Source organism: Nonomuraea sp. 3N208 (assembly GCF_052245935.1).
Taxonomy (GTDB): domain Bacteria; phylum Actinomycetota; class Actinomycetes; order Streptosporangiales; family Streptosporangiaceae; genus Nonomuraea.
Genome location: NZ_JBQQBR010000034.1, coordinates 125312 through 144542, shown reverse-complemented (window position 1 = coordinate 144542; position 19231 = coordinate 125312). Strand labels below are relative to the sequence as shown.

Here is a 19231-nt window from a genome sequence, read left to right as displayed (position 1 = left end):
TGGCACGACGGTTGCAGACCCGGGCCGCGCAGGTCTGGCGTTTCACCGTCGACTTCGCCGTGCCCTTCACCAACAACCCCGCCGAACAGCCTCAGCGCATGGTCAAACTGCAGATGAAGATCGGCGGCTGCTGGCGCAGCGTGCGCACCGCCGCCCGCTACTGCCTGATCCGCTCCTACCTCGGCACCGCCCGGAACCACGGCATCCACCCACTCGATGCCCTCCGTGATGCTCTGGCCGGAAACCCCTGGATGCCACCACAAAACGCCTGATCACTCACAGGCGTGAATGGATACGTCCGTCACACAATTCATTGCGCATCACGGTGGACGCCGAGTCCTTGGCGTCGGGTGATATTTCCGCGATCAGGCAGGCGCTGACCCCGCGCCAGGGCCGGCTGGTCGAGGCGTATGCCGCGGACTCCGCGGGCAGCGGGTACCAAACTGTATTCGTGCCAGCGGAAAGCGACCAGGACGTTCCTGCGTTCTCCTGGTTCGAGCTGCTCTGGGGCAGGCTGCTGCTGGCGGGCGAGGGGGGCAATAGGAGAGCGAGGAGCTGTGGGTGCCCTTCATGGCCACGCTCGCAAGGCAGTGGCCGCAAGTCCTCGCCTACCTGGACCTGAGCTCAGTGTGGCAGCAGCAGATGCTGTACTTCTCGCTCTCCGCGCCGGAGCCGGACGGCAAGGAGCCCGATGTCGTCCTTTTGATGGCCAAGCGGGTCGCGGCGGTTGGCCAGCATGGCGTCGAGGTCGGCGTCGATCCCTGGATCCAGGCGCGGCTACTCACTGCCGGCCTTCCCGATGAGCTGCGCGATCTGCTGCTCCAGCATCCCACGTTCAGCCAGGCGCGCTCGGAATCATCGGAGCAGGCATAGCGGAAGGCCTGGCCCTGCACTCCCGGGTCCCTTGCCCTCGGGTGATCGAGTGCTTGTGGCGCCAGGGTTGCTAACACGCCTGCTAACGGCGGCTCTGGATGATTATGGACCCGGATGGAACCAGCGGGAGGCCGATAGTGCTGCCGGGCAGGTCAGGAGACATCTGTGGACAGGTGTGGATCTTGCTCGTGGGACTACGGATCAGAAGGCGGCACGGTGGCTTAGGCCGTGACGATCGCGGACTTCGGTGTCCGTCGTACGGGCTGGGGCGATCGCCGGCAAGGCCCTCCTCCGTCGGGCCTTGCCACCTGACAATCCCCTCGAACCGTTGAGGCTCGGATAGATCATTTTCGGCTTTTAGGATCTTGCTCGGTTGTCGCCTCACGCGCCGCGCGCTCGCCGGGCTCGCCGTCGAGTTTCACGAGTGCCAGCGTGCCGTTACGTAGGATGCTCACCACCGTGCCACGTTGTCCAAGGAGCCATGATGCGAACGCTCGTGTTCTGGCTGGGCTATGGAGCATATCCACGATCTTGACTCGGCTGCCGACGGTGCTCCCAGCCGTCGTCATGGCGCGCTCTCTTCCGTGGGGGAGGTGCTGGCGGCGTTTCCCACGTCGTCGATCGCCTGGGAGAGCGGGTAGTCGGCGCGTAGATCGGCGTACCGGAAGGCGATGCGACGGGCGGCTCGTTCGGGTTCGAGGGCCGGGTGCCAGGCGTAGAGGGCACGCTTGCGTTCGGGGTCCCAGCCGGTGCGCCACCAGAACCGGTGGCCGTCGCACCAGACCGCCAGCCCTACCCAGACCGACACCAGGGCGAGGTCGTATCCCGCGTGGATGTCTGCTTGTATGCCGTGCTCGGTCCGGAGGGTCCGGCGCAGGAGATCTGCGGACAGCGCGGCTTGCGTTTTCTTGCCGTTCCTGGGCACGGCGATAATCTGGTCGTGCATCGTTGACGCCCCAAGCTCTCGATGCTTCGGACCCCCGTCTGCGGGTGGTGTTGCAGCACCGTTCGTCCCGTAGATGGGGGTCTACTCAAGGCCCCGGTTTTAGGGGGGCTAAAGTCGAGAGTAGAGCCCTGGCTAGACCCTCGCAATAGGGGGGCTAAAGTGCGCCGAATGTCGGTCGCTGAGGAGGTAACGCCCGGATGGACTTGAAGACGCTGAGAGAAGTCGCGCAGGTCAGCGATCCCGTGGAACGAGCCCGCATGCTCAGCCGACTCATGACCGAGGAACAAGGGTTGGTCGCCGAGGCGGCCAAGATGCGGCGGCAGGCCATCGCGGAGGCGCGGGAGTCCGGGATGAGCCTGGAGGAGATCGCCGGGCGGCTGGGGGTCTCGCCTGGGCGGATCTCGCAGATGAGAAAGGGGCCGACGGCTCGTGCGCCGGAGGGTCCTGCCTCGCCGGCTCCTCGGGTGCTGGTGCAGCGGGCGTTGCCGACCGAGCCCGCCGTCAGGGGCTCCAAGTCCTTGTTCCTGGCGGAAGCGGAACGACAAGGGCTGAAAGCTGATCGCCGGATGCTCTATGTCGGGCTGGAGCCCGCCAGCGATCATGTTGCGGCCTGCCTGCGCGTCGAGCCCGGTACGGACATCGTGGCCCGGCGCAAGATGATGACCGCGAACGACGTGCCGGTACGCATCGCGACGAGCTACTTCCGGGCGGACCTGTTCGGCGACACCAGGCTTGCCGAGCCGGAGTTCGTCAAGCCGTCGCTTCAGTCCGCGTTGATCGCCCTCGGCTACTCGTTCGGTCACGCGGAGGAGAACCTGACCGCTCGGCCGCCGACAGCCTTCGAGCGCGAGACGCTGGAACTCGAGCCCGGAGAGTGGATCGTCCAAGTGCTCCGCGCGAGCTACTCCACCGAGGACACCCCCATCCACGTCCTGGAGACGATCTGCGCCGCGAACAGGCACATCTTCTCCATCGGCCAGGTCTCCGGGTACGACGAATTCTGAGTGACGAACTGAGTGACAACCGCGCCGGACGACCTTGGACGCTGAAGGACCGGCAAGGACTATAACCCCAGGTGGAGGCGGGTATCAGCCGTGATCCCGCCCCCTCGTGATGTGCCTGGGGGTCAAGGGGTCGCAGGTTTAAATCCTGTCGTCCCGACGGTGGAACGAGGCCGGTCGCCTTGGGTGAAAGCCCAGGTAGACCGGCCTTTCTGTCTCTCTTGACGATCATGCTGATCATCTAGACCGCCGCAGACGGTGACCTGGTAACCGGGGAAGCGTCCGGTCTGGCTCAACCCGTCGGCGAAGTCGACAGCGCCGAAGATCAGTATGCGGGGGCGGGGTGCGTGGGTGTGGACGAGGACGGACATGCGTTCGGGGGAGGTGCTGGAATCTCCGCCGGCCTCGCTGAGGGCGGTGCGTCCCGCCCTGAGCAGGGCGCGGGCCCGCGCCACGATCGTTCGGTCCTCGCGCTCGCTGCCCAGGGTTTCGTCGTGAGACTGTCGTCGCCGAGAACACACAAGGTGCGGCCGAGATGTGTCGGGGGCGTCGACGATCTGGGCCACGGCGGCGGGTCTGCCCCGTACGACTTGTTCGGGGGCGACGGCAAGGTGGGGCTGGTCGGAGGGTGTCACGCGTTGCGCCAGGACGTCGATCTCGCCGCCGCAGGTCAGGCCGACGGCGAAGGCGTCGTCGGCGGAGTAGCCGAACCGGGCACGTGCGAGCGGACCACCGTCGTGAAGCACCTGTTGCCACAGGTCGTAGACACGGCTCCTTCCACGCAGCCTCCGGAGATGCTGCCGACCGCCATGCCGTCGGTGTTGATGGCGAGTGCGGTGCCAGGCGGCAGGGGTGCGCTGACGTGGACGACGATGGCGAGGGCGATGGGGCGGCTCTGGCGGCACCAGGTGTGCAGCGTGTCTGCGATGTTCAGCATGGTGAGCTCTCCGCGTGAGCGGGCGGTTGCCGTGTCGTCGAGGGTGAGGTGACACGGCGATGGCCCTGGTGTCCTGCGGCGAGCCGCGCGGCCGCCGCCGGACGGTCAGAGGGGCGCCCTTGTGCTCAGAGCAGGGCCTCGACGGTGATGGGCAGTTCGCGGACGCGGCGGCCGGTGGCGTGGAAGACCGCGTTGGCGATGGCGGGCGCCGCGCCGATCTGTACGAGCTCTCCCAGGCCCTTGACGCCGATGGGGTCGGCCTTGCGGTCGTCGCCGTCGAGGTAGATCGCCCGCAGGCCGGGGATGTCGGCGTTGACGGGGATGAGGTAGTCGGCGAGGTTGGCGTTGACGATGCGGCCGTCGCGGTGGTCGGTGACCGTGTGCTCCAGCAGGGCCTGGCCGATACCGCCGACCATGCCGCCCAGGGCTTGGCTGTCGGCGAGTTTGGGGTTGACGATGCGGCCCGCGTCGTAGACGCCGAGCATCCGCCGCACCCGCACTAGACCCAGCCGGGCGTCGACAGCGACCTCGGCGAACGTCGCGCCGTAGGCGTACAGGGAGAACCGTTCCGGCCCTGTGGGCCGGGTGAAGGATCCGAGTGTTTGGAGATGGGTGCGTTTGTTGCGGGTCAAGAGTTGCTGGTAGGTCTCGCCGCGTGTGGGGTTGTCGTTGACATGCAGCCGGCCTGCGCGGACCACGACAGCGCTGGGGTCGACGCCGTGCAGCGGCGATTTCTCGTCGGCGACGGCGAGTTCGATGGCTTGCTGCCGCAGCTTGTCGCAGCCGTCCTGGACGGCCGATCCGACGCTGGCCATGGTCCAGGAGCCGCCGTGCGCCGGGGCCGGTGGCATGAGGGAGTCGCCGAGGCGGAACGTCACGGTGCGCATCGTCAGGCCGAGGGCGTCGGCGGCGAGTTGGGTCTGGGAGGTGTAGGTGCCCGGACCCATGTCGCTGGCCGCGGACTGGACCAGCGCGGTGCCGTCGGCGTCCAGCCTGACCGACGCCTGGGCGTCGTTGCGGGCGGTGTCGTAGACGCCGGCGGCCATGCCGGTGCCGATCAGCCAGTCGCCGTCACGGGTGGCGCGCGGCTTGGGGTTGCGCCGGTTCCAGCCGAACTCACGGGCGCCGACGGCGTAGCATTCGCGCAGCTTGCGGGTGGAGAACGGCAGCCCGCTGGACTCGTCGGCGTCGGGTTCGTTGCGCAGCCGCAACTCGATCGGGTCGATGCCCAGTTTGTGGGCGAGTTCGTCCATCGCCGACTCGATGACGTAGCAGGCGGTGGTGTATCCGGGGCCGCGCATGTACAGCGGGGTGTTCACGTCCAGTGGCACCGTCTGGTATGCCTGGCGGACGTTGGGCATGCTGTACAGCATCTGCCCGGGGCTGAGGACGGACTCCATGAACGTCTCGTATCTCGACGTTTCGGCGCGCACATCGTGAACCATCGCGGTCAGGCGCCCGCGCCGGTCGCTTCCCAGACGCACCGAGTACTCATAGGCGGGCCTGAAGCCCGTCCCGAAGTACAACTGCCTGCGCGTCAGGGCGAGTTTGACCGGGAGCCTGGTCTCGCGAGCGGCCAGGGCCGCGATGATGACGTGCGGCCAGGTCCGCAGCCCGCTGCCGAACCCGCCGCCGACGAACGGCGAGATGACGCGCACCGACTCCACCGCCATACCGAACACCGTGGCGAGTTCCATCTGCGTGCCGAACACCCACTGGGTCTTGTCCCAGACGGTCAGCTTGTCGCCGTCCCAGCGGGCGATGGTGGCGTGCGGCTCCATCGCGTTGTGGTGGTTGCGGGCGGCCCGGTAGGTCATCTCCATGTGTACGGCGGCGGAGTCCAGCGCTTTGTCCGCGTCGCCCCGTGCGTAGGTCTGGGGCTCGCCGGCCGGCGCGTCGGTCATGTCGGTCGAGGGCTGCTGGGCGTCGTAGGTCACCTTCACCAGGCCGGCGGCGTGCTGGGCGGCCTCCAGCGTGGCGGCGACCACGACGGCGACCGGCTGCCCGTGGAAGAGGACCTTGTCGTCCTGGAAGACATGCAGTCGCTCGCCCGGCGGGTTGAGCGGGAGCGGGTTGCGCTGGTAGGGCAGCGTGGGAGCGTTGAGGTGGCTGATCACCTTCAGTACGCCGGGCTGGGCGAGCGCCGCGCGGGTGTCGATGCCGGTCATGCGGCCTCGGCCGATGCTGCTGTCGACGACGACCGCGTGCACGGCTGCGTCGATGTCGTGGTCGACGGTGTGGTCGACGGCGTACAGCGCCTTGCCGGTGACCTTCAGACGGCCGTCCACCCGGGAGAGCGGCGCCCCGACGGCTTCCTGCGGCTGCGGACTCACGGGGTATCTCCTACGATGCGCAGCTGGCGTTCGACGGTGCGTTTGAGGAGCTCGATTTTGAAGCGGTTGTGCTCCAGGGGGCGGGCTCCGTGCGCCGCTCGTTCGGCGGCCTGTGTCCACAGCGCTTGCGAGGGGCGTTCGCCGATGAGGTGCCGCTCTACCGCGGGCAGCTTCCACGGCACGGTGCCCACGCCTCCAGCGGCGACCTTCGCCTCGTGGACCACACCGCCGCGGAGGTGCAGGGCGACAGCCGCGGAGGTGAGAGCGAACTCATACGACTGCCGGTCGCGTACCTTGAGGTAGCCCGACTTCAGCGGACGCGGATGGGCAGGGATCTCCACCGAAGTGATCAACTCGCCCTGCCGTAGGGCCTGTTCACGGTTCGGGGTGCTTCCCGGCCGCAGCAGAAAGTCCGCGAAGGCGACGCTGCGTGCCCCGTCCGGGCTTAGCAGATGCACTCTCGCCTCCAGCGCCGCGAAGGCCACGGCGACGTCGGAGGGGTGCGTGGCCACGCACTGGTCGGAGGTGCCCAGGATCGCATGGGTGCGGTTGAAGCCTTGCAACGCGGCGCACCCGGAGCCAGGCTCTCGCTTGTTGCAGGCCGCGGTCACGTCACGGAAGTACGTACACCGGGTGCGCTGCATGATGTTGCCGCCGATGGTGGCCATGTTGCGTAACTGGGCGGACGCGCTCAGTTCCAGTGCCTGGGAGATGATCGGGTAGAGGGCGCGCACCTTGGGGTGGGCGGCGGCCTCGGCCATCCGCACCAGCGCACCGATGCGCAGGCCCCCGCGCTCGGTGACGGTGACCTCGCGCAACGGCAGCGCGCTGATATCGACCAGCGTCTCGGGGCGTTCGACGGTCTCGCGCATCAGGTCGACCAGGGTGGTGCCGCCGGCGATGTACCGGCCGCCGCGCCGGCCGGCCGCGAGTGCACCTTGGGTGTCGGAGACCTTGGTGAAATCGAAGGGATACATGGTCGCCCGGCCTCATTTCCCGCGCGCGGTCTGCTCGACCGCGCGCACGATATTCACATAGCAGCCGCAGCGGCAGATGTTGCCGCTCATCCACTCGCGGATCTCCTCGGCGGAGCCTGCGTGCCCTTCACGGATGCAACCGATGCCGGACATGATCTGCCCAGGCGTACAGAACCCGCACTGGAACGCGTCGTGGTCGATGAACGCCTGCTGCAGCGGATGGAGATCATCGTCGGCCGTGGCCAAGCCCTCCACGGTCGTGATCTCGGCGTCCTGCAGTCGAACCGCCAGGGTGAGGCAGGCGTTGACGCGGTCGCCGTTGACCAGCACCGTGCAGGCACCACAGGCGCCCGCGTCGCACCCCTTCTTGGTGCCGGTGAGGTCGAGCCGCTCGCGCAGCAGGTCCAGCAGCGAGGTGCGATGGTCGACCTCGATGTTCTCGAGTACGCCGTTGACCTTCAGCGCGACTCTGCTGGTGGGCCCTGCGTGGGTGCAGCCGAGTCTGCCGGGCTCGCCGACCCGAACGCAAGAATACTTGCTGTCAAGGTCCCCGTCGCCGCCATGAACGTTGTGTCGAGACAACGGCCCATCAAGGTGGTGTGTGTCGTCAGTGGACATGTGGGTCTCCTTCTTGGCATGGGCCGGCGCCCCGGATGCTGTTTCGCTCGGTCGAGGCGTTCACGGCGATGGATGGCCGTGCTTGGTCAGGGATCTGCTCCTCGTTTGCGGCTTGGTACTCGGTCGGTAGCGGCGGTGACCGTGCAGGTGCGGCCCGCGTGAGTGCAACTGTCAGCGCCAAGTGGCGGCGTTCTGTCGGCCCTTCGTGGCGGGGCGGTCCGAGCAAACATGGTCAGCCGATGCCGGACGCTTCGTTGCGGGCTGGTGTGAACGTGTTGAGCATTGCTGCGAGCTCTGTGGGGCGGCTGAGGGCGGGGCAGTGGCCGCTCGCGATCTCGTCGGGGGTGATTCCGAGTCGCTCACGTACAAGTTGGCGCTGGAAGGCTGCGGGGAATAGCCGGTCCTCGGTGCAGAGGATGTATCGCGTTGGCGTGGTCGGATAGGTGTCGAGGGGCCAGGGCTCGTAGTAGGCGGAGTTGGAGGGCGGGGGCGGTTCCCTACTCGACACCTGGTCGGCCAGATGCTTGGGCACGTCGTGGAAGTAGCCAACGTATGGGTCGGAGGAGCCGGTGAGGCCACCGTCTTTGGCGGCCTGGATTCGAACAGCCTCCGGGTGTCCGGTGTTGCTCCACCAGTCGGCCGGCGGTTCGCCGGGCCGGGGGATCATGGCGGTGACGTAGATGAGTCCGGCGGTGGGGAGACGTTCGGCGACCAGGGGTGCGGTGAACCCGCCGAACGAATGCGCAACAACGAAGAGCTCATCCTGTGTGTCGATTGTGTTGACGACGGTGTCGGCGTAGTCGTGTAAGGTCGCAGAATCGTCGCCGGTCCACAATGTGGGGGCGACAGTGGTGTGTCCGAGGGATCGGAGTTCGGCCTCTACGAGGTGCCAAAACCAGCCTCCGCCGACGCCGGCGCCGTGGATGAGCGCGAATGTACTCATGGCTCGTTGCCTCTCTTGCTGCGGTGAGGGTGATAGACGCTATTCCCGGCCATGCATCACGTACAGCGATGCCAGGTCGGCGACGCCGCTGTCTCGTGGCTCGCTGGACTGGGTCAGGTAGGGGTTGTTCAGTGCAGGGCGGAGGGCTCTGGACCTCGTCACGTCGCCTGCTATCAGGTTCGGGCCGCCGCCGCGTCGAGGTGGGGTGATACGCCGTCGTAGGCGCGGGGCTGGTCGAGCACAGAAGTGACCTGCAGATCGGGCGAATGGATCCGCCCGGGTTGTTCGGCGAGGAACATGGGCTTCAGCCTTCTTCGGTGTGCTCGACGATTGCCGCGATGGCTAGGTCCCAGAGTTCTCGTGGCGGTTGTTGATGCCCGGCGCCGGGAAGGGGGACCAGCTGCGCGCCGGGGATCTCGGCGGCGAGGGCTTGGCCATGCTCGAGGGGGAACATCGGGTCGGTGGTGCCGTGCAGGACCAGGGTGGGGGCGGTGATCTGGTCGAGCCGGGAGCCGGTCGGGGTGTCGTCGTCGAGGACGAAGTGGTTGGTCATCGAGGCGGCCATGTCCCGGGTTCGATCGACCTCCTGGGCGGCGAGCTGTCGGTAGCGCGGCTCGTCGAACCCGAGGCTTCCCGCGTACGGCCGTTCAGCCTCGACCCGATAGGCCACCACTGCGTCCCGGTCGGTCCAGTCGGGCCCGGGTTCGGGGTCGGTGAACGTGGCCATCACCTGTGGACTCGGCGGTGGGAGCTTACGATCGTGCTCGGCTGGGACGGCGGGGCTGGTTGAGGCCAGGCACAAGGTGCTCACCCGTTCGGGGTGTTCGAGGGCGATGCGCTGGGCGATGCCGCCTCCCATCGACAGCCCGACCAGGTGTGCGCGACTCACTCCCAGGGTGTCCAGGATTCGCAGCGGGTCGGTGGTCAGATCGTGGGCGGTGTACGACGGTCGCCCGGGCGGTGAGCTGGTCGACCGGCCGGTGTCGCGGTGGTCGTAACGCACGACGTGGCGACCCGCCTCGGCGAGCCGGGTACAGAACCCCTCTTCCCACCAGATCATCGACTGTGCTCCGCCGGCGATCAACAACACGGTGGCATCGGCCGGGTCGCCGAACGCCTCGTAGCACAGGTCTATCCCGTCGATGGTGACCGTTTGCTTGGTCATGGTGCGTTCCTCTTGGTCGTTGCGGGTCGGGTGCTGGTGGGTTGGCCGCTGTCGGTGCGGTGAGCGGTGATTAGCCATACGCGTGAGTCCAAGACGACCCCCGCCCCGCTGGTGTGGTGGGTCTGGAGGGTGTACCGCAGTCGTGCCCGGGCCTGGGAGCCTGGATTCTTGTGTGGAGGTTCCGAGGGCCGCGTAAAGGGCCGATGCCCACTCGTTGCGCTCCCGGCTCTGCCAGACGAGCATCACCAGGCGTGCATCAGCGCGCAGCGCCCGTGCGATGTTGGTGAACGCGGCGAGGGGATCGGGGAAGAACATCGTTCCGAAGCGGCTGATGGCGAGGTCGTAGTGCGCGTTGGGGAAGGGGTACACCTGGGCGTCGCCGTGCGGGTAGGTCGCGTTGTCGAGGTGTGCGGGCACGCTGCAGCATTGCGGCGGAGAGGTCGATGCCAAGCACGGCCCCGGGCGCGGCGGTCCGGGCGGCGTCGCGGGTCGTTTGTCCGGTGCCGCAGCCGATGTCGAGTACCCGGTCGCCGGCGTGGATGCCTGTGGCGGTGCGCAGCCGTGCGTTGTGCGCGCGTAGTTCGGCGTCGTAGGCGTCCGCAGGGTCTGGCAGATCCACCTGATCCGGCCCGCCTCTACGCTGCGCTGCTAGGGCGTTGCGTTCAGGTTCGGTCATGGTCCGTTCCTTTCAGGCCAGGTGCGATCTGGTCTGCGCCTGTTTGGGGCAGAACGCCCAAGGTCCGGAGAGACCGCGCGGCTGCGCGGCGCAGCGGGAGATGCGGTGTTCTCGAGATCAAGCCCTCCGGCGTCGTAAGTGGTGCCTTTTGGGGTTGGATCCGGTACGCCGCCAGCGGGATCCCGGTTGACATCACCGCGGCCAGGGCGAGCAGGCCATTGAAGCCCCAGAGCGCCATGAGCGGACCCGCAGCTGCGGCCGCGGCCGCAGCCATGACTGTCATGGCGGTGTCGGCGGCGCCTTGCATGCGGGTGTCGCCCATCGAGCATGCGGCGATGTGCGATGAGGCCGCCACGGTGCACACCGACCAGCCGAGGCCAACCAGGAAGAGGCCGAGTCCATGCGTGAACGGGCTCTGCCCGAACCAGCCGACCAGCACTACGAGTGAGACCAGCAGCACGGCCCCTCCCGTAACCAATGCCGTTGGCACTCCGGCTCTGTCGGACAGGATGCCGGACAGGGGGGCGAACGCGTACATTCCGAGGAAGTGGGCTGAGAGGGCAGCGCCGATGGCGGTATGGGCTGCGCCTTGGTGGTGCATTTCCAGCGGCGTCATGACCATGACGGCCACCATGGTGGCGTTGGCGAGCATCAGTGCTGCGATACCCGGGCCGAGTGGGGAGGCGTGACGCTGAGGTCGCACACGGTGGCGTTCGGCTTGGTGGCCAGCCGGCCGTCCCAAGGTTCGGGCGACGATCAGTGGGTCGGGTCGAAGCAGGCTGAAGATCACCAGTGCCGCGATGAGTGCGCCGGTCATGTCGACCAGCAGCGGCCCCGCCAGCGGGTGCAGGCCGAGCCGTGTGGACACGGCCTGGGCCGGGCCGACCATCAGGGGCCCCAGCACCGCACCCACCGTGGCGACCCACACCACGATCGACAGCATGGTGGCGCGGCGGTCCTCCGGGGCGAGGTCGGTGACCGCGTATCGGCAACTGTTCGTTGACGCCGATGATGCACCGAGCGCGCCCATGCCGGCGATCAGGAGAATGAAGCTCTCGGTGGTCGCGGCCACGACACACGTACCTGCGCCGATGGCGCCGATCAGGTAGCCGGCAACCAGTCCGCCGCGCCTGCCCTTCCTGTTCATCAATGTTGCCAGCAGGTAGGAGGCCGCCCCAGCACCCAGGATCAGGGTCGCCTGAGCCAGGCCGGCAGCGCCGGAGGAGCCAGCCAACTCGGCCGCCAGTATCCCGCTCACGGCGAAGGTGAGCGCGACCGCGATGCTGCCGACGACCTGGCTCACCATGAGGAGGATCAGGGTTCTCCTCTGCACCCTTCGGAGGTCGAACGGGAGTGTCATAACGTTGACCTTTCTAGGGGGTTGGTGTGGGTGCTCGAGTGGGCGCGGACGCGGAGTAAGCGGCTCGGTGGCCGCGGCGGGCACGACCGTGCCGCCATGGGGTGACCAGGGCTGTGCTGACCCCAATACCTGGGTGTCATTGGCTTGCGTGGCGCGGTGCGGCCGGCGTGGCCGTTGGAGAACGACGCGGGCTATCCGCTACGGGTCGCAAGCGTGATCCGACCGGCGAAAGCGCGCAGTACAGCAGTGACCTTGTCTGGCATCGCTGCCGAGCCGACTCCCTCGCGGCGCTGTCGTCGTTCCCGGCGTGCAGTGCGAACCAGCGCACGTTGTCTGGCTTCTGCGGCCAGCTCGGCCTGCCGCTGATTGGCAATCGTGCACACAAGGTAGTCGCTCATGACCACTCCAAACGTGAAGACTCTGCGGTTGTTGTTGGTACGGAATGCTCGAGGTCCGGGGAGACCGGCCGGGTCGCTATTAGCCACGATCCGTGGATCAGCCTGCGTGGTTAGTCTCGCTCGCTGAGTGATCTTGTCCTGCTGGTCGGGTGTGGCTGGGCGTGTGGGGGTCCGCTGGCCGGCGGTGCGCACCAGGTTGGGTGACGGCACGCGAACGCCGGTCCTGATCAGAACCAGTTCGATTTCCAGATCTTCCTCGGGAGGTGCGCCCTTCACGTCACCTCGCCGAGGACCATCCAATGGTTCTGACCGTTGCTCGTCGTGAGCGTGCACCGGACCCTACGGGTGCTGACCGGCCCGGCGTTGCGCGAGTTAACGCGTTGAGGGTGTGACCGATTCTGCGGGAATCACCTTCTCGATTTCGGACACCACAAATACGCCATTGTCTCCGGTCCCACCCTTCACGTAGAGGATGTCGCCTTCGCGAGCAAGCACGGTTCCAGTGGCATCTACCAACCCGGTCGGATCAGAGCGAAGCCGCATGCCTTCGGGCCATTGATGTGTCGCCGGCCGGACCGTCAGGCAGCGGGTTCCTCCTGGAGGGCACGTACCTCGATCCTGCTTCGCAGCGCCCGCGAGACCTGCTTGGTCCATTCGATCGCGACGTCGTCGTTTTCGGCCTCGATGATCCAGAAGCCCCCGAGGTACTCCTCGGCCTCGACGAAGGGGCCTGGTGTGAGTACGGGGCTATCACCGGAGTAGTCCACCGTGGTCGCGTTCGACGGCGGGTGCAGGCCTCCAGCGGACACGAACGCGCCCGCCTCCTGAAGGGCGGTGTTGAACGCATCGACCGCGGCCATTATCTCCAGCAGCTCCCCGGGGTCCATGCCCTCCGTCGTCGGCTCCTCGGCGGAGTCGTGGGGGAGGCTCAGAAAGTACTTCGTCATTGTCGTCTCCTCGTCGTGGGCGTTGCTCTCGATGGTTGTTTCTGACGAATTCGAACGTTGTGGCCGACGACCGCTGTCTGAACGCTGGAAACGCTAGTCGGGGGCTCCCCAGTGAGGCATCGGTCATCGTTACCGGTGTCCGGGAAACCGATGACTGGCGTCGGCCACTAGCTACTTGCCCCTGAAGAAGTCCCCGGGGTGAGTGTTTCCGGCCTCGGCGGTCACAGCGCTCGGAGGTTCGGCCGGTTGAGAATGACATGTTCCACGCCCGGTTAGGCCGCCCGTCGGTGCCCATCACCAGCTTGGTGCGGTTGCTGTACCTCAAACACCACTCCCAGCTGGGTTATGAGTCGCTATGCCGGGAGGTCGCCGATTCCATCAGCTGGCGCCGGTTTTGCCGTATTCCGCTGGACGGGCGGGTACCGCATCCGACCACGCTGATGAAGCTGGGGCGGCGAGCGGGGCCGGAAGTGTTCGACCAGCTCAACGTGGCACTGGTCGGCGAACTCGCCCAGGATCGGCTGCTGCGCGCCCGCAAGCTGCGCATCGACACCACGGTGGTCGAGGCCGGCATCGACCACCCACCGACGCCGATTTGCTGGAGCACGGCGTCCGCAAACTGAACGGGCTGGTGCGACGGATCAAGGCCGCTGGAGCGGCCCGTCGGACCCGTTTTCGCGACCGCCGCCGCGCGGCTGGGCGGCGGATCAAGCAGATCAGTCGTACGCTGCGGCGCCGCACCGGCCAGGCACTGGGAGAGATCGACCGGCTCACGGGTGAGATCGCCACCATCGCCCTGCTGGACGAAGACGATCGTGGCTTCATCGCCTTCCATCAGGTCAACAAGGCCAACCCGGCAGACGCCGGCCAACTCCTGCCCGCCGTCGAACACGTCATCAAGGCCACCGGCCGCATCCCGGCAACGGTGGCCGGCGATCGAGGCTTCGGCACCGCCGCCAACGACGAAGCCCTCGCCGACCTCGGCGTCAGACACATCGGCCTGCAACGCGGGGACATGCTGAGCAAGACCCGCCGACAACACGAGCAGAGTCGATCCTTCCGCCCCCTGCGCAACTGGCGCGTGGGCATCGAGGCCCGCATCAGCCACCTCAAACGAGGGTTCGGACAGCGCCGCACCCGCCTACGCCATCACGCAGGCGCACGGGCCTGGGTCGGACTCGGGATCTTCGCCTACAACCTCCAGCGGATGACGGTCATCAGTGGGCGACCACAGGACCTGGGCCCCTTGGGGCCATGCCTGACCCACTGCATCCACGTTCCCCGACATGCGCATCCGGTCGATCAGGGCTCGCCAACAGCGGGCTGGACGAGGTCAGTCAGCTCGGCGCGACCGGTGACGCCGAGTTTCGGATACGCCTTGTAGAGGTGGTGGCCGACGGTCCGTGGGCTGAGGAATAGCTGTGCGGCGATCTCCTTGTTCGTGTGACCGGTGGCGGCCAGCCGTATGACCTGCAGTTCCTGCGGGGTCAACAGGGTGAGCGGGCCGCTGCGCTGAGGCTCATCGCCCCGCTCGCCGAAGGCGGCTAGCTCGCCGCGCGCACGCTCGGCCCAGAGAACCGCGCCGAGGCGCTCGAACGCGGACACCGCCGCCGCGAGATGGGCGCGGGCCTCGGTACGGCGGCGCCGGCGGCGCAGCCACTCGCCGTAGACCAGCTGGGTACGGGCGCGCTCATAGGGGCCGCCGTGCCGCTCGTGGAGCCGCAGCGCCTCGGCGTACAGCGCATCGGCGTCGCCGTCGTCGGCCAGCAAGGCCCGGCAGCGTAGTACGAGCCCGGTGGCGACCGGGCGGTCGACGTACTCAGCCCAGTGGCGGAACGCGGCCAGTGGTCCGTGGGCGCGATCCGGCATGCCGCTGCGCACGGCTGCTTCCACCAGATCCGGCACCGCCCGGACCAGGAGGTCGCGGCTTGCAGGTCCCTGGGACACTCGCTCGAGCCGGTCGAATGCTTCCCCGAACCGCCGGGCGGAAAGGTCGAGCATGCCGAGACCCCAGGCCGCGATCTCGGCATTAACCCGGTGCCGGGCTCGGGCTCGCGGGAGCACCTCCTCGGCAAGAGCTCGGCAGCGTGCCTCGTCACCCGACACGGCGTGTAACCACACCTCCACCGACCGGTGTGCCAGGCTCTCGGTCGTGTTCCCGAGTTCGTCGCTCACGGATGCGCCTTCCGCCACACACGCGCGGGCGTCCGCGAACTCGCCGCGGAACAGCCGCGCCACCGCGAGCACGTTCAGGGTGTACGGGACCCACCCCAACGCCCCGTTTGCCCGCACCTCGGCCAGCATGTCCTCGGTCCCCGCGATGACGCTGTCGTCGTCCGCGATCATGAGCCCGCCGAACCCGGCCGTGATGCGATGAACCAGGTCGTTCCCGCCGCCGCGTGTGGCGGTGTGGAGATCGCGCATCGGGCCGACAGCCAGCTCCGGGCGTCCGGCGAAGAGCTCCGCCCACCCGAGAAGGGCGGCGACAACGGGTGCCCAGTGCTCCGGCGGGGTGAACCCGTGCATCAGATCCGCCGCACGCTGCAGGAGGTCGTGCGCCGCTCCGTGCCGGGCGGCGTGCGCAGCCTCGTAGAGTGTGAGCGCGGCGCGCTCCGGATCGGTGTCGCACACCAACGCGGCGGCTTCGATCGTCAGCTCCGCATCGGCCCGCGGCGAGGTGCGTTCGTACTCCACGGCGCCACGGGTATAGATGGCCGCGGCCCGGATGCCGGGGTCGGTGGTGAGCGAGAGTGCTTCGGCCGCCAGCCGGGCGGCGCGGTCGGCCTTGCCGGCATCGAACGCGGCCTGGCTGGCCCGAGCGATACGCCGGGCCTTCAGCTCCCGGTCGGCACTGAGTCGACCGGCGCGGTCGTAGGCAGCGGACATCGCCATCGCGCCGCCTCGGTGCCAGGCCCGCTCCGCCGCGCCTTCCAGTTCGGCGGCCACAGCCTCGTCGGGGGCGGTGGTGGCAGCAGCGAGGTGCCAGGCCCGACGGTCGGCATCCGCGTCCGCGCGCAGCGCCTCGGCGTACGCGCGATGTACCTCGATCCGCCGGTGCAGCGGCGCGTCCTGGTAGGCGGCTGCCCGTACCAAGGGGTGGCGGAACGTGATCTGGCTGTCGATCCAGACCAGCCGGTCGCGTTCGGCGGGAGCCAGGTCGCCAGCGGCGCCACCGAGGGATTCGATCACGTGCAGGATCGTCGTAAGAGGCGCCGCCATGTCGGCCGCCGCCACCAGAAGCGCGCGTTGGGTAGGGTCGGGAAGCCCCACGATCTGGTGGCGGAATGCCTCCTGCACGCGGCGGGTCACCGGCAGCGGGCCGACCTGCTCGGCCGGGTCGGACTCGTCGGCATCGTTTGCCGCGAGCCGCGACGACCCGAGCTCGATGATCGCCAGGGGATTGCCGCCGGACTCTGCGAGGACCCGGGTCCGCACCGGTTCGATGAGTTCCGGTGCGTGGTCGTCGAGCAGTCGGGCGGCATCGGGCGCGGCGAGTCCGGACAGATCCACGACCTCGACGCCTGCGATTTCGAACGGCACCGACGTCTCGCGCACCGCAAACAGCACCGCGATCGGATCGGCCACGAAGCGGCGGGCCGCGAACAACAGCGCCTCCACGGACCCCTGGTCGAGCCATTGCAGGTCATCGACCACGCATAGCAGCGGGGCATTCTCGGCCAGATCGGCGAGCAACGACAGGGTGCCGGCGGAGATCAGGAACCGGTTGGCTTCGTCTCCCTCTGACAGGCCGAAGGCGCAACGCAGTGCCCTGGCCTGGGGAGCGGGGAGGGCGTCCAACCGATCCAAGTGAGGAAACAAGAGTTGGTGCAGGCCGCCGTACGCCAGCTCGGAGTCGGACTCGACCCCTGCCCCGCGGATCACGTGCATGCTGCCCTCGGCTTCGGCGATCGACACAGCGTGGTCGAGAAGAACCGATTTCCCGATGCCCGCCGCGCCCCGCAGCGCCAGGGCGCCGCTGCGTTCGTCGCGCGCATTTGCCAGCAGGCGTTGAATCCGCGCTTGCTCGACCTCCCTGCCCACCAGTGACATGCGTTGCTCCTATGTCAAGCCGCTGCCGCGAGTGCGGTCGGCTGGACGGTTTTGTCGGGTTGGAGGGTGTTGTAGACGATGCGGGCGAGGGAAGTGCAGCAACGCCGCCTCACATAGCCTAATGGTCCCGTACTTCGTCACACAGTTGAGCAGCGGCGCTGGCCCTGGACCCGGCAGTCCGCAGCGTAGGTCAGACCACCAGACGCTGTCCGGAATCTCCGAGGCCCCTCAATCTAAATTCCTGGGTCTAACCTCACTTGCAGACATCCTGTTGCTGACGCACGTCCGGGCCGCGCGCATCGTGCTGCTCCAACAGCAGGACCGGCGGCTGTGGGACATTGCTACGTACGTAGGGACGGCGGCGGTGACTTAGGTCGGCCGTGTTCGCCGAAGCCTTCGACGCCGTGCTGGTCGATGCCGGGATCCGCATCATGGCGCTCGACATCCATCGACGTGATCGACTTGGGGGCATCCTGCTTGGGGGCATCCTGAGGGAGTATCGGCATGCGGCTCGACCTGGCCGGATGATGAATCGCCACCCACAGGCTCAGAGGGTCGGCACGATCGGACGGATCGTTCCGTCTGCGGCGAACTCCATCCGGTCGACGGCCACCTCCCTGTTGGTCCCGTTCCCCGCTGGCACGGCGAACCGGTGGTAGGCGATGTACCACGTGTCGGTGCCGGGCATGCGGACGACCGAATGGTGCCCGGTGCCCATGATTCCGGCCTCCAGCCGCTTCTGCAGCACCACGCCGCGCTTGGTCCACGGTCCCAGCGGGCTCGACCCGGTCGCATACGCCACTCGATAGTCCTCGCTGCGGGTGTCGTTCTCCGACCACATGAGGTAGTAGATCCCGCCGCGTTTGAACACGAACGGCGCTTCGTTGTATCCCGATGGGGTGATCGTCCGTACTTGCGCTGGGTTGAAGGAGGTCATGTCGCCGTTCAGTGGCACGACGCGGGCGACGCCCTGCCCCCAGTAGAGGTATGAGCGGCCGTCGTCGTCGGTGAAGACCATCGGATCGATCGCCTGGCCGGAGTACTGGCCGGCGGCGATGAGCGGCCGTCCGAGCGCGTCCCGGAACGGGCCCGTCGGCGAGTCGGAGACCGCGACGCCTAGCTGCTTGGCGGTGTTTCCGGTGGCGGCGCCGCCGCTGAAGTACAGGTAGTAGCGGCCATTGGCCGCCGCGACCGCCGGGGCCCAGGCCGAGTCGTCTGCCCAGGACACGTCGGGGCCGTGATCCAGGACAACGCCGTGGTCGGTCCAAGTCACCAGATCGGCGGAGGAGAATGCCTTGTAGTACGTGCCGCGCCAGCCCGCGTAGCCGTCGGTCGTCGCGTACAGGTAGTAGCGGCCGTTGATCGCGGTGACGTGCGGGTCCGCGAACAGGCCGGGGATCACAGGGTTCCGGTTCGTCTTGGGTGCCCACGGCGCGGCGATCCGGAACGAGCTGTCCGCGCGGAAGGTCGCGGTGTCCTGGTACGGGTCCAGCCAGAGCTCGAAGTCGCGGTGCCTGATCCGCCGGTTCGGATAGTTGTAGGAGGTCAGCGACGTCGATCCGGCGACGGAACCGTCGACGGCGCAGAACGTGGCGTCAGCCCGGAACGTCGCGTCGCCGGTGTTGGCGTCCACACGCAGCCGCCAGTCGCGGTGCCGCAGAAATCGGCCGTCCTTGGTCTGGAAGGAGTAGCAGGTGGGCATGGCCAGGCCGTTGACGATTGTGAAGGTCGCGTCGAGCTTGGTTTGGGTCGCGGCGGCCGAGGTGACCGGGTCGACGCGGCCGAGCGCGTCGGCGTGCCGGACGTACCGGCCGGGGTAGTTGACCGACTCCAAGGACCGGGCGCCGGTCGGCAGCGTCGCGGCGAGCGCCGGAGCGGCCGTAGTCACTAGGTCAAAGCAGGCCAGAACGAGCGCGGCCGTGGCGGCCGCCCATCTGCTCACCGTCATGCGTGCCTCTTTCCGAGCGCCATCGATGTCAGCGTTATCAGTCTTGGGTGGAGAGTCGA

General features: G+C 67.8%; 16 protein-coding genes and 2 pseudogenes. 4 read left to right on the top strand and 14 right to left on the bottom strand.

Annotation, left to right across the window (positions count from 1 at the left end):
• On the top strand, nt 1–272 hold a 272-nt coding region (locus ACTWPT_RS41330; protein WP_443182987.1), incomplete at its 5' end, for an IS66 family transposase.
• Nucleotides 273–561: 289 nt separating this feature from the next.
• The gene (locus ACTWPT_RS41325) at nt 562–873 is read left to right on the top strand and encodes a hypothetical protein (RefSeq protein WP_443182986.1); all 312 of its coding nucleotides are present in this window, start codon (nt 562–564) and stop codon (nt 871–873) included.
• Between the two features lie 565 nt (nt 874–1438).
• Here ACTWPT_RS41325 and ACTWPT_RS41320 read toward each other — a convergent pair.
• Nucleotides 1439–1819 carry a hypothetical protein gene (locus ACTWPT_RS41320; RefSeq protein ID WP_443182985.1) on the bottom strand — a complete coding sequence of 127 codons (381 nt, stop codon included), beginning with the start codon at nt 1817–1819 and terminating at the stop codon, nt 1439–1441.
• A 197-nt stretch (nt 1820–2016) separates the two neighbouring features.
• On the opposite strand from ACTWPT_RS41320, the gene ACTWPT_RS41315 reads away from it, so the two are divergent.
• A complete protein-coding gene (locus tag ACTWPT_RS41315; RefSeq protein WP_443182984.1) occupies nt 2017–2823 on the top strand; it encodes a UTRA domain-containing protein in 807 nt (268 codons plus the stop codon).
• A gap of 667 nt (nt 2824–3490) precedes the next feature.
• On the opposite strand, the gene ACTWPT_RS41310 is transcribed toward ACTWPT_RS41315, so the two are convergent.
• From ACTWPT_RS41310 to ACTWPT_RS41260, 11 genes and pseudogenes are all read right to left on the bottom strand, one after another.
• Nucleotides 3491–3757 carry an XdhC family protein gene (locus ACTWPT_RS41310; protein ID WP_443182983.1) on the bottom strand — a complete coding sequence of 89 codons (267 nt, stop codon included), beginning with the start codon at nt 3755–3757 and terminating at the stop codon, nt 3491–3493.
• Nucleotides 3758–3882: 125 nt separating this feature from the next.
• Nucleotides 3883–6090 carry a xanthine dehydrogenase family protein molybdopterin-binding subunit gene (locus ACTWPT_RS41305; protein WP_443182982.1) on the bottom strand — a complete coding sequence of 736 codons (2208 nt, stop codon included), beginning with the start codon at nt 6088–6090 and terminating at the stop codon, nt 3883–3885.
• A complete protein-coding gene (locus tag ACTWPT_RS41300; protein WP_443182981.1) occupies nt 6087–7067 on the bottom strand; it encodes an FAD binding domain-containing protein in 981 nt (326 codons plus the stop codon). Before ACTWPT_RS41300 ends, ACTWPT_RS41305 begins: the two co-directional genes overlap by 4 nt.
• A 12-nt stretch (nt 7068–7079) precedes the next feature.
• Nucleotides 7080–7685, bottom strand: coding sequence for a (2Fe-2S)-binding protein (locus tag ACTWPT_RS41295; protein WP_443182980.1), 606 nt, complete (start codon nt 7683–7685; stop codon nt 7080–7082).
• 232 nt (nt 7686–7917) lie between these two features.
• Nucleotides 7918–8628: an alpha/beta hydrolase gene (locus ACTWPT_RS41290; protein ID WP_443182979.1), complete on the bottom strand. Its 711-nt coding sequence runs from the start codon at nt 8626–8628 to the stop codon at nt 7918–7920.
• Nucleotides 8629–8801: 173 nt separating this feature from the next.
• Nucleotides 8802–8927 (bottom strand): hypothetical protein, encoded by a 126-nt coding sequence (locus ACTWPT_RS41285; RefSeq protein ID WP_443182978.1) that lies wholly within the window; start codon nt 8925–8927, stop codon nt 8802–8804.
• A 5-nt stretch (nt 8928–8932) separates the two neighbouring features.
• The gene (locus ACTWPT_RS41280) at nt 8933–9793 is read right to left on the bottom strand and encodes an alpha/beta fold hydrolase (protein ID WP_443182994.1); all 861 of its coding nucleotides are present in this window, start codon (nt 9791–9793) and stop codon (nt 8933–8935) included.
• A gap of 255 nt (nt 9794–10048) precedes the next feature.
• A pseudogene (locus tag ACTWPT_RS41275) lies at nt 10049–10469 on the bottom strand (class I SAM-dependent methyltransferase); the annotation flags it as partial.
• Nucleotides 10456–11829, bottom strand: coding sequence for an MFS transporter (locus ACTWPT_RS41270; RefSeq protein ID WP_443182977.1), 1374 nt, complete (start codon nt 11827–11829; stop codon nt 10456–10458). The pseudogene ACTWPT_RS41275 and the gene ACTWPT_RS41270, both read right to left, overlap by 14 nt.
• 191 nt (nt 11830–12020) lie before the next feature.
• On the bottom strand, nt 12021–12503 hold the full coding sequence (locus ACTWPT_RS41265) for a hypothetical protein (protein WP_443182976.1): 483 nt from the start codon (nt 12501–12503) through the stop codon (nt 12021–12023).
• 302 nt (nt 12504–12805) lie between these two features.
• Nucleotides 12806–13174 carry a YciI family protein gene (locus ACTWPT_RS41260; RefSeq protein ID WP_443182975.1) on the bottom strand — a complete coding sequence of 123 codons (369 nt, stop codon included), beginning with the start codon at nt 13172–13174 and terminating at the stop codon, nt 12806–12808.
• Between the two features lie 257 nt (nt 13175–13431).
• Between ACTWPT_RS41260 and ACTWPT_RS41255 the strand changes: the two are divergent.
• A pseudogene (locus tag ACTWPT_RS41255) lies at nt 13432–14399 on the top strand (transposase); the annotation flags it as partial.
• Between the two features lie 77 nt (nt 14400–14476).
• Here ACTWPT_RS41255 and ACTWPT_RS41250 read toward each other — a convergent pair.
• Both ACTWPT_RS41250 and ACTWPT_RS41245 read right to left on the bottom strand, forming a co-directional pair.
• A complete protein-coding gene (locus ACTWPT_RS41250; protein ID WP_443182974.1) occupies nt 14477–17224 on the bottom strand; it encodes a helix-turn-helix transcriptional regulator in 2748 nt (915 codons plus the stop codon).
• Between the two features lie 547 nt (nt 17225–17771).
• Nucleotides 17772–19172 carry a family 43 glycosylhydrolase gene (locus ACTWPT_RS41245; protein WP_443182973.1) on the bottom strand — a complete coding sequence of 467 codons (1401 nt, stop codon included), beginning with the start codon at nt 19170–19172 and terminating at the stop codon, nt 17772–17774.
• Between the last annotated feature and the right edge of the window lie 59 nt (nt 19173–19231).

Excerpts from the sequence above, each read along its gene's own strand:
- ACTWPT_RS41290 (WP_443182979.1), bottom strand. The coding sequence starts at position 8,628 with ATGAGTACATTCGCGCTCATCCACGGCGCCGGCGTCGGCGGAGGCTGG.
- ACTWPT_RS41250 (WP_443182974.1), bottom strand. The coding sequence starts at position 17,224 with ATGTCACTGGTGGGCAGGGAGGTCGAGCAAGCGCGGATTCAACGCCTG.
- ACTWPT_RS41270 (WP_443182977.1), bottom strand. The coding sequence starts at position 11,829 with ATGACACTCCCGTTCGACCTCCGAAGGGTGCAGAGGAGAACCCTGATC.
- ACTWPT_RS41280 (WP_443182994.1), bottom strand. The coding sequence starts at position 9,793 with ATGACCAAGCAAACGGTCACCATCGACGGGATAGACCTGTGCTACGAG.
- ACTWPT_RS41300 (WP_443182981.1), bottom strand. The coding sequence starts at position 7,067 with ATGTATCCCTTCGATTTCACCAAGGTCTCCGACACCCAAGGTGCACTC.
- ACTWPT_RS41320 (WP_443182985.1), bottom strand. The coding sequence starts at position 1,819 with ATGCACGACCAGATTATCGCCGTGCCCAGGAACGGCAAGAAAACGCAA.
- ACTWPT_RS41245 (WP_443182973.1), bottom strand. The coding sequence starts at position 19,172 with ATGACGGTGAGCAGATGGGCGGCCGCCACGGCCGCGCTCGTTCTGGCC.
- ACTWPT_RS41310 (WP_443182983.1), bottom strand. The coding sequence starts at position 3,757 with ATGCTGAACATCGCAGACACGCTGCACACCTGGTGCCGCCAGAGCCGC.
- ACTWPT_RS41295 (WP_443182980.1), bottom strand. The coding sequence starts at position 7,685 with ATGTCCACTGACGACACACACCACCTTGATGGGCCGTTGTCTCGACAC.
- ACTWPT_RS41315 (WP_443182984.1), top strand. The coding sequence starts at position 2,017 with ATGGACTTGAAGACGCTGAGAGAAGTCGCGCAGGTCAGCGATCCCGTG.
- ACTWPT_RS41285 (WP_443182978.1), bottom strand. The coding sequence starts at position 8,927 with ATGTTCCTCGCCGAACAACCCGGGCGGATCCATTCGCCCGATCTGCAG.
- ACTWPT_RS41260 (WP_443182975.1), bottom strand. The coding sequence starts at position 13,174 with ATGACGAAGTACTTTCTGAGCCTCCCCCACGACTCCGCCGAGGAGCCG.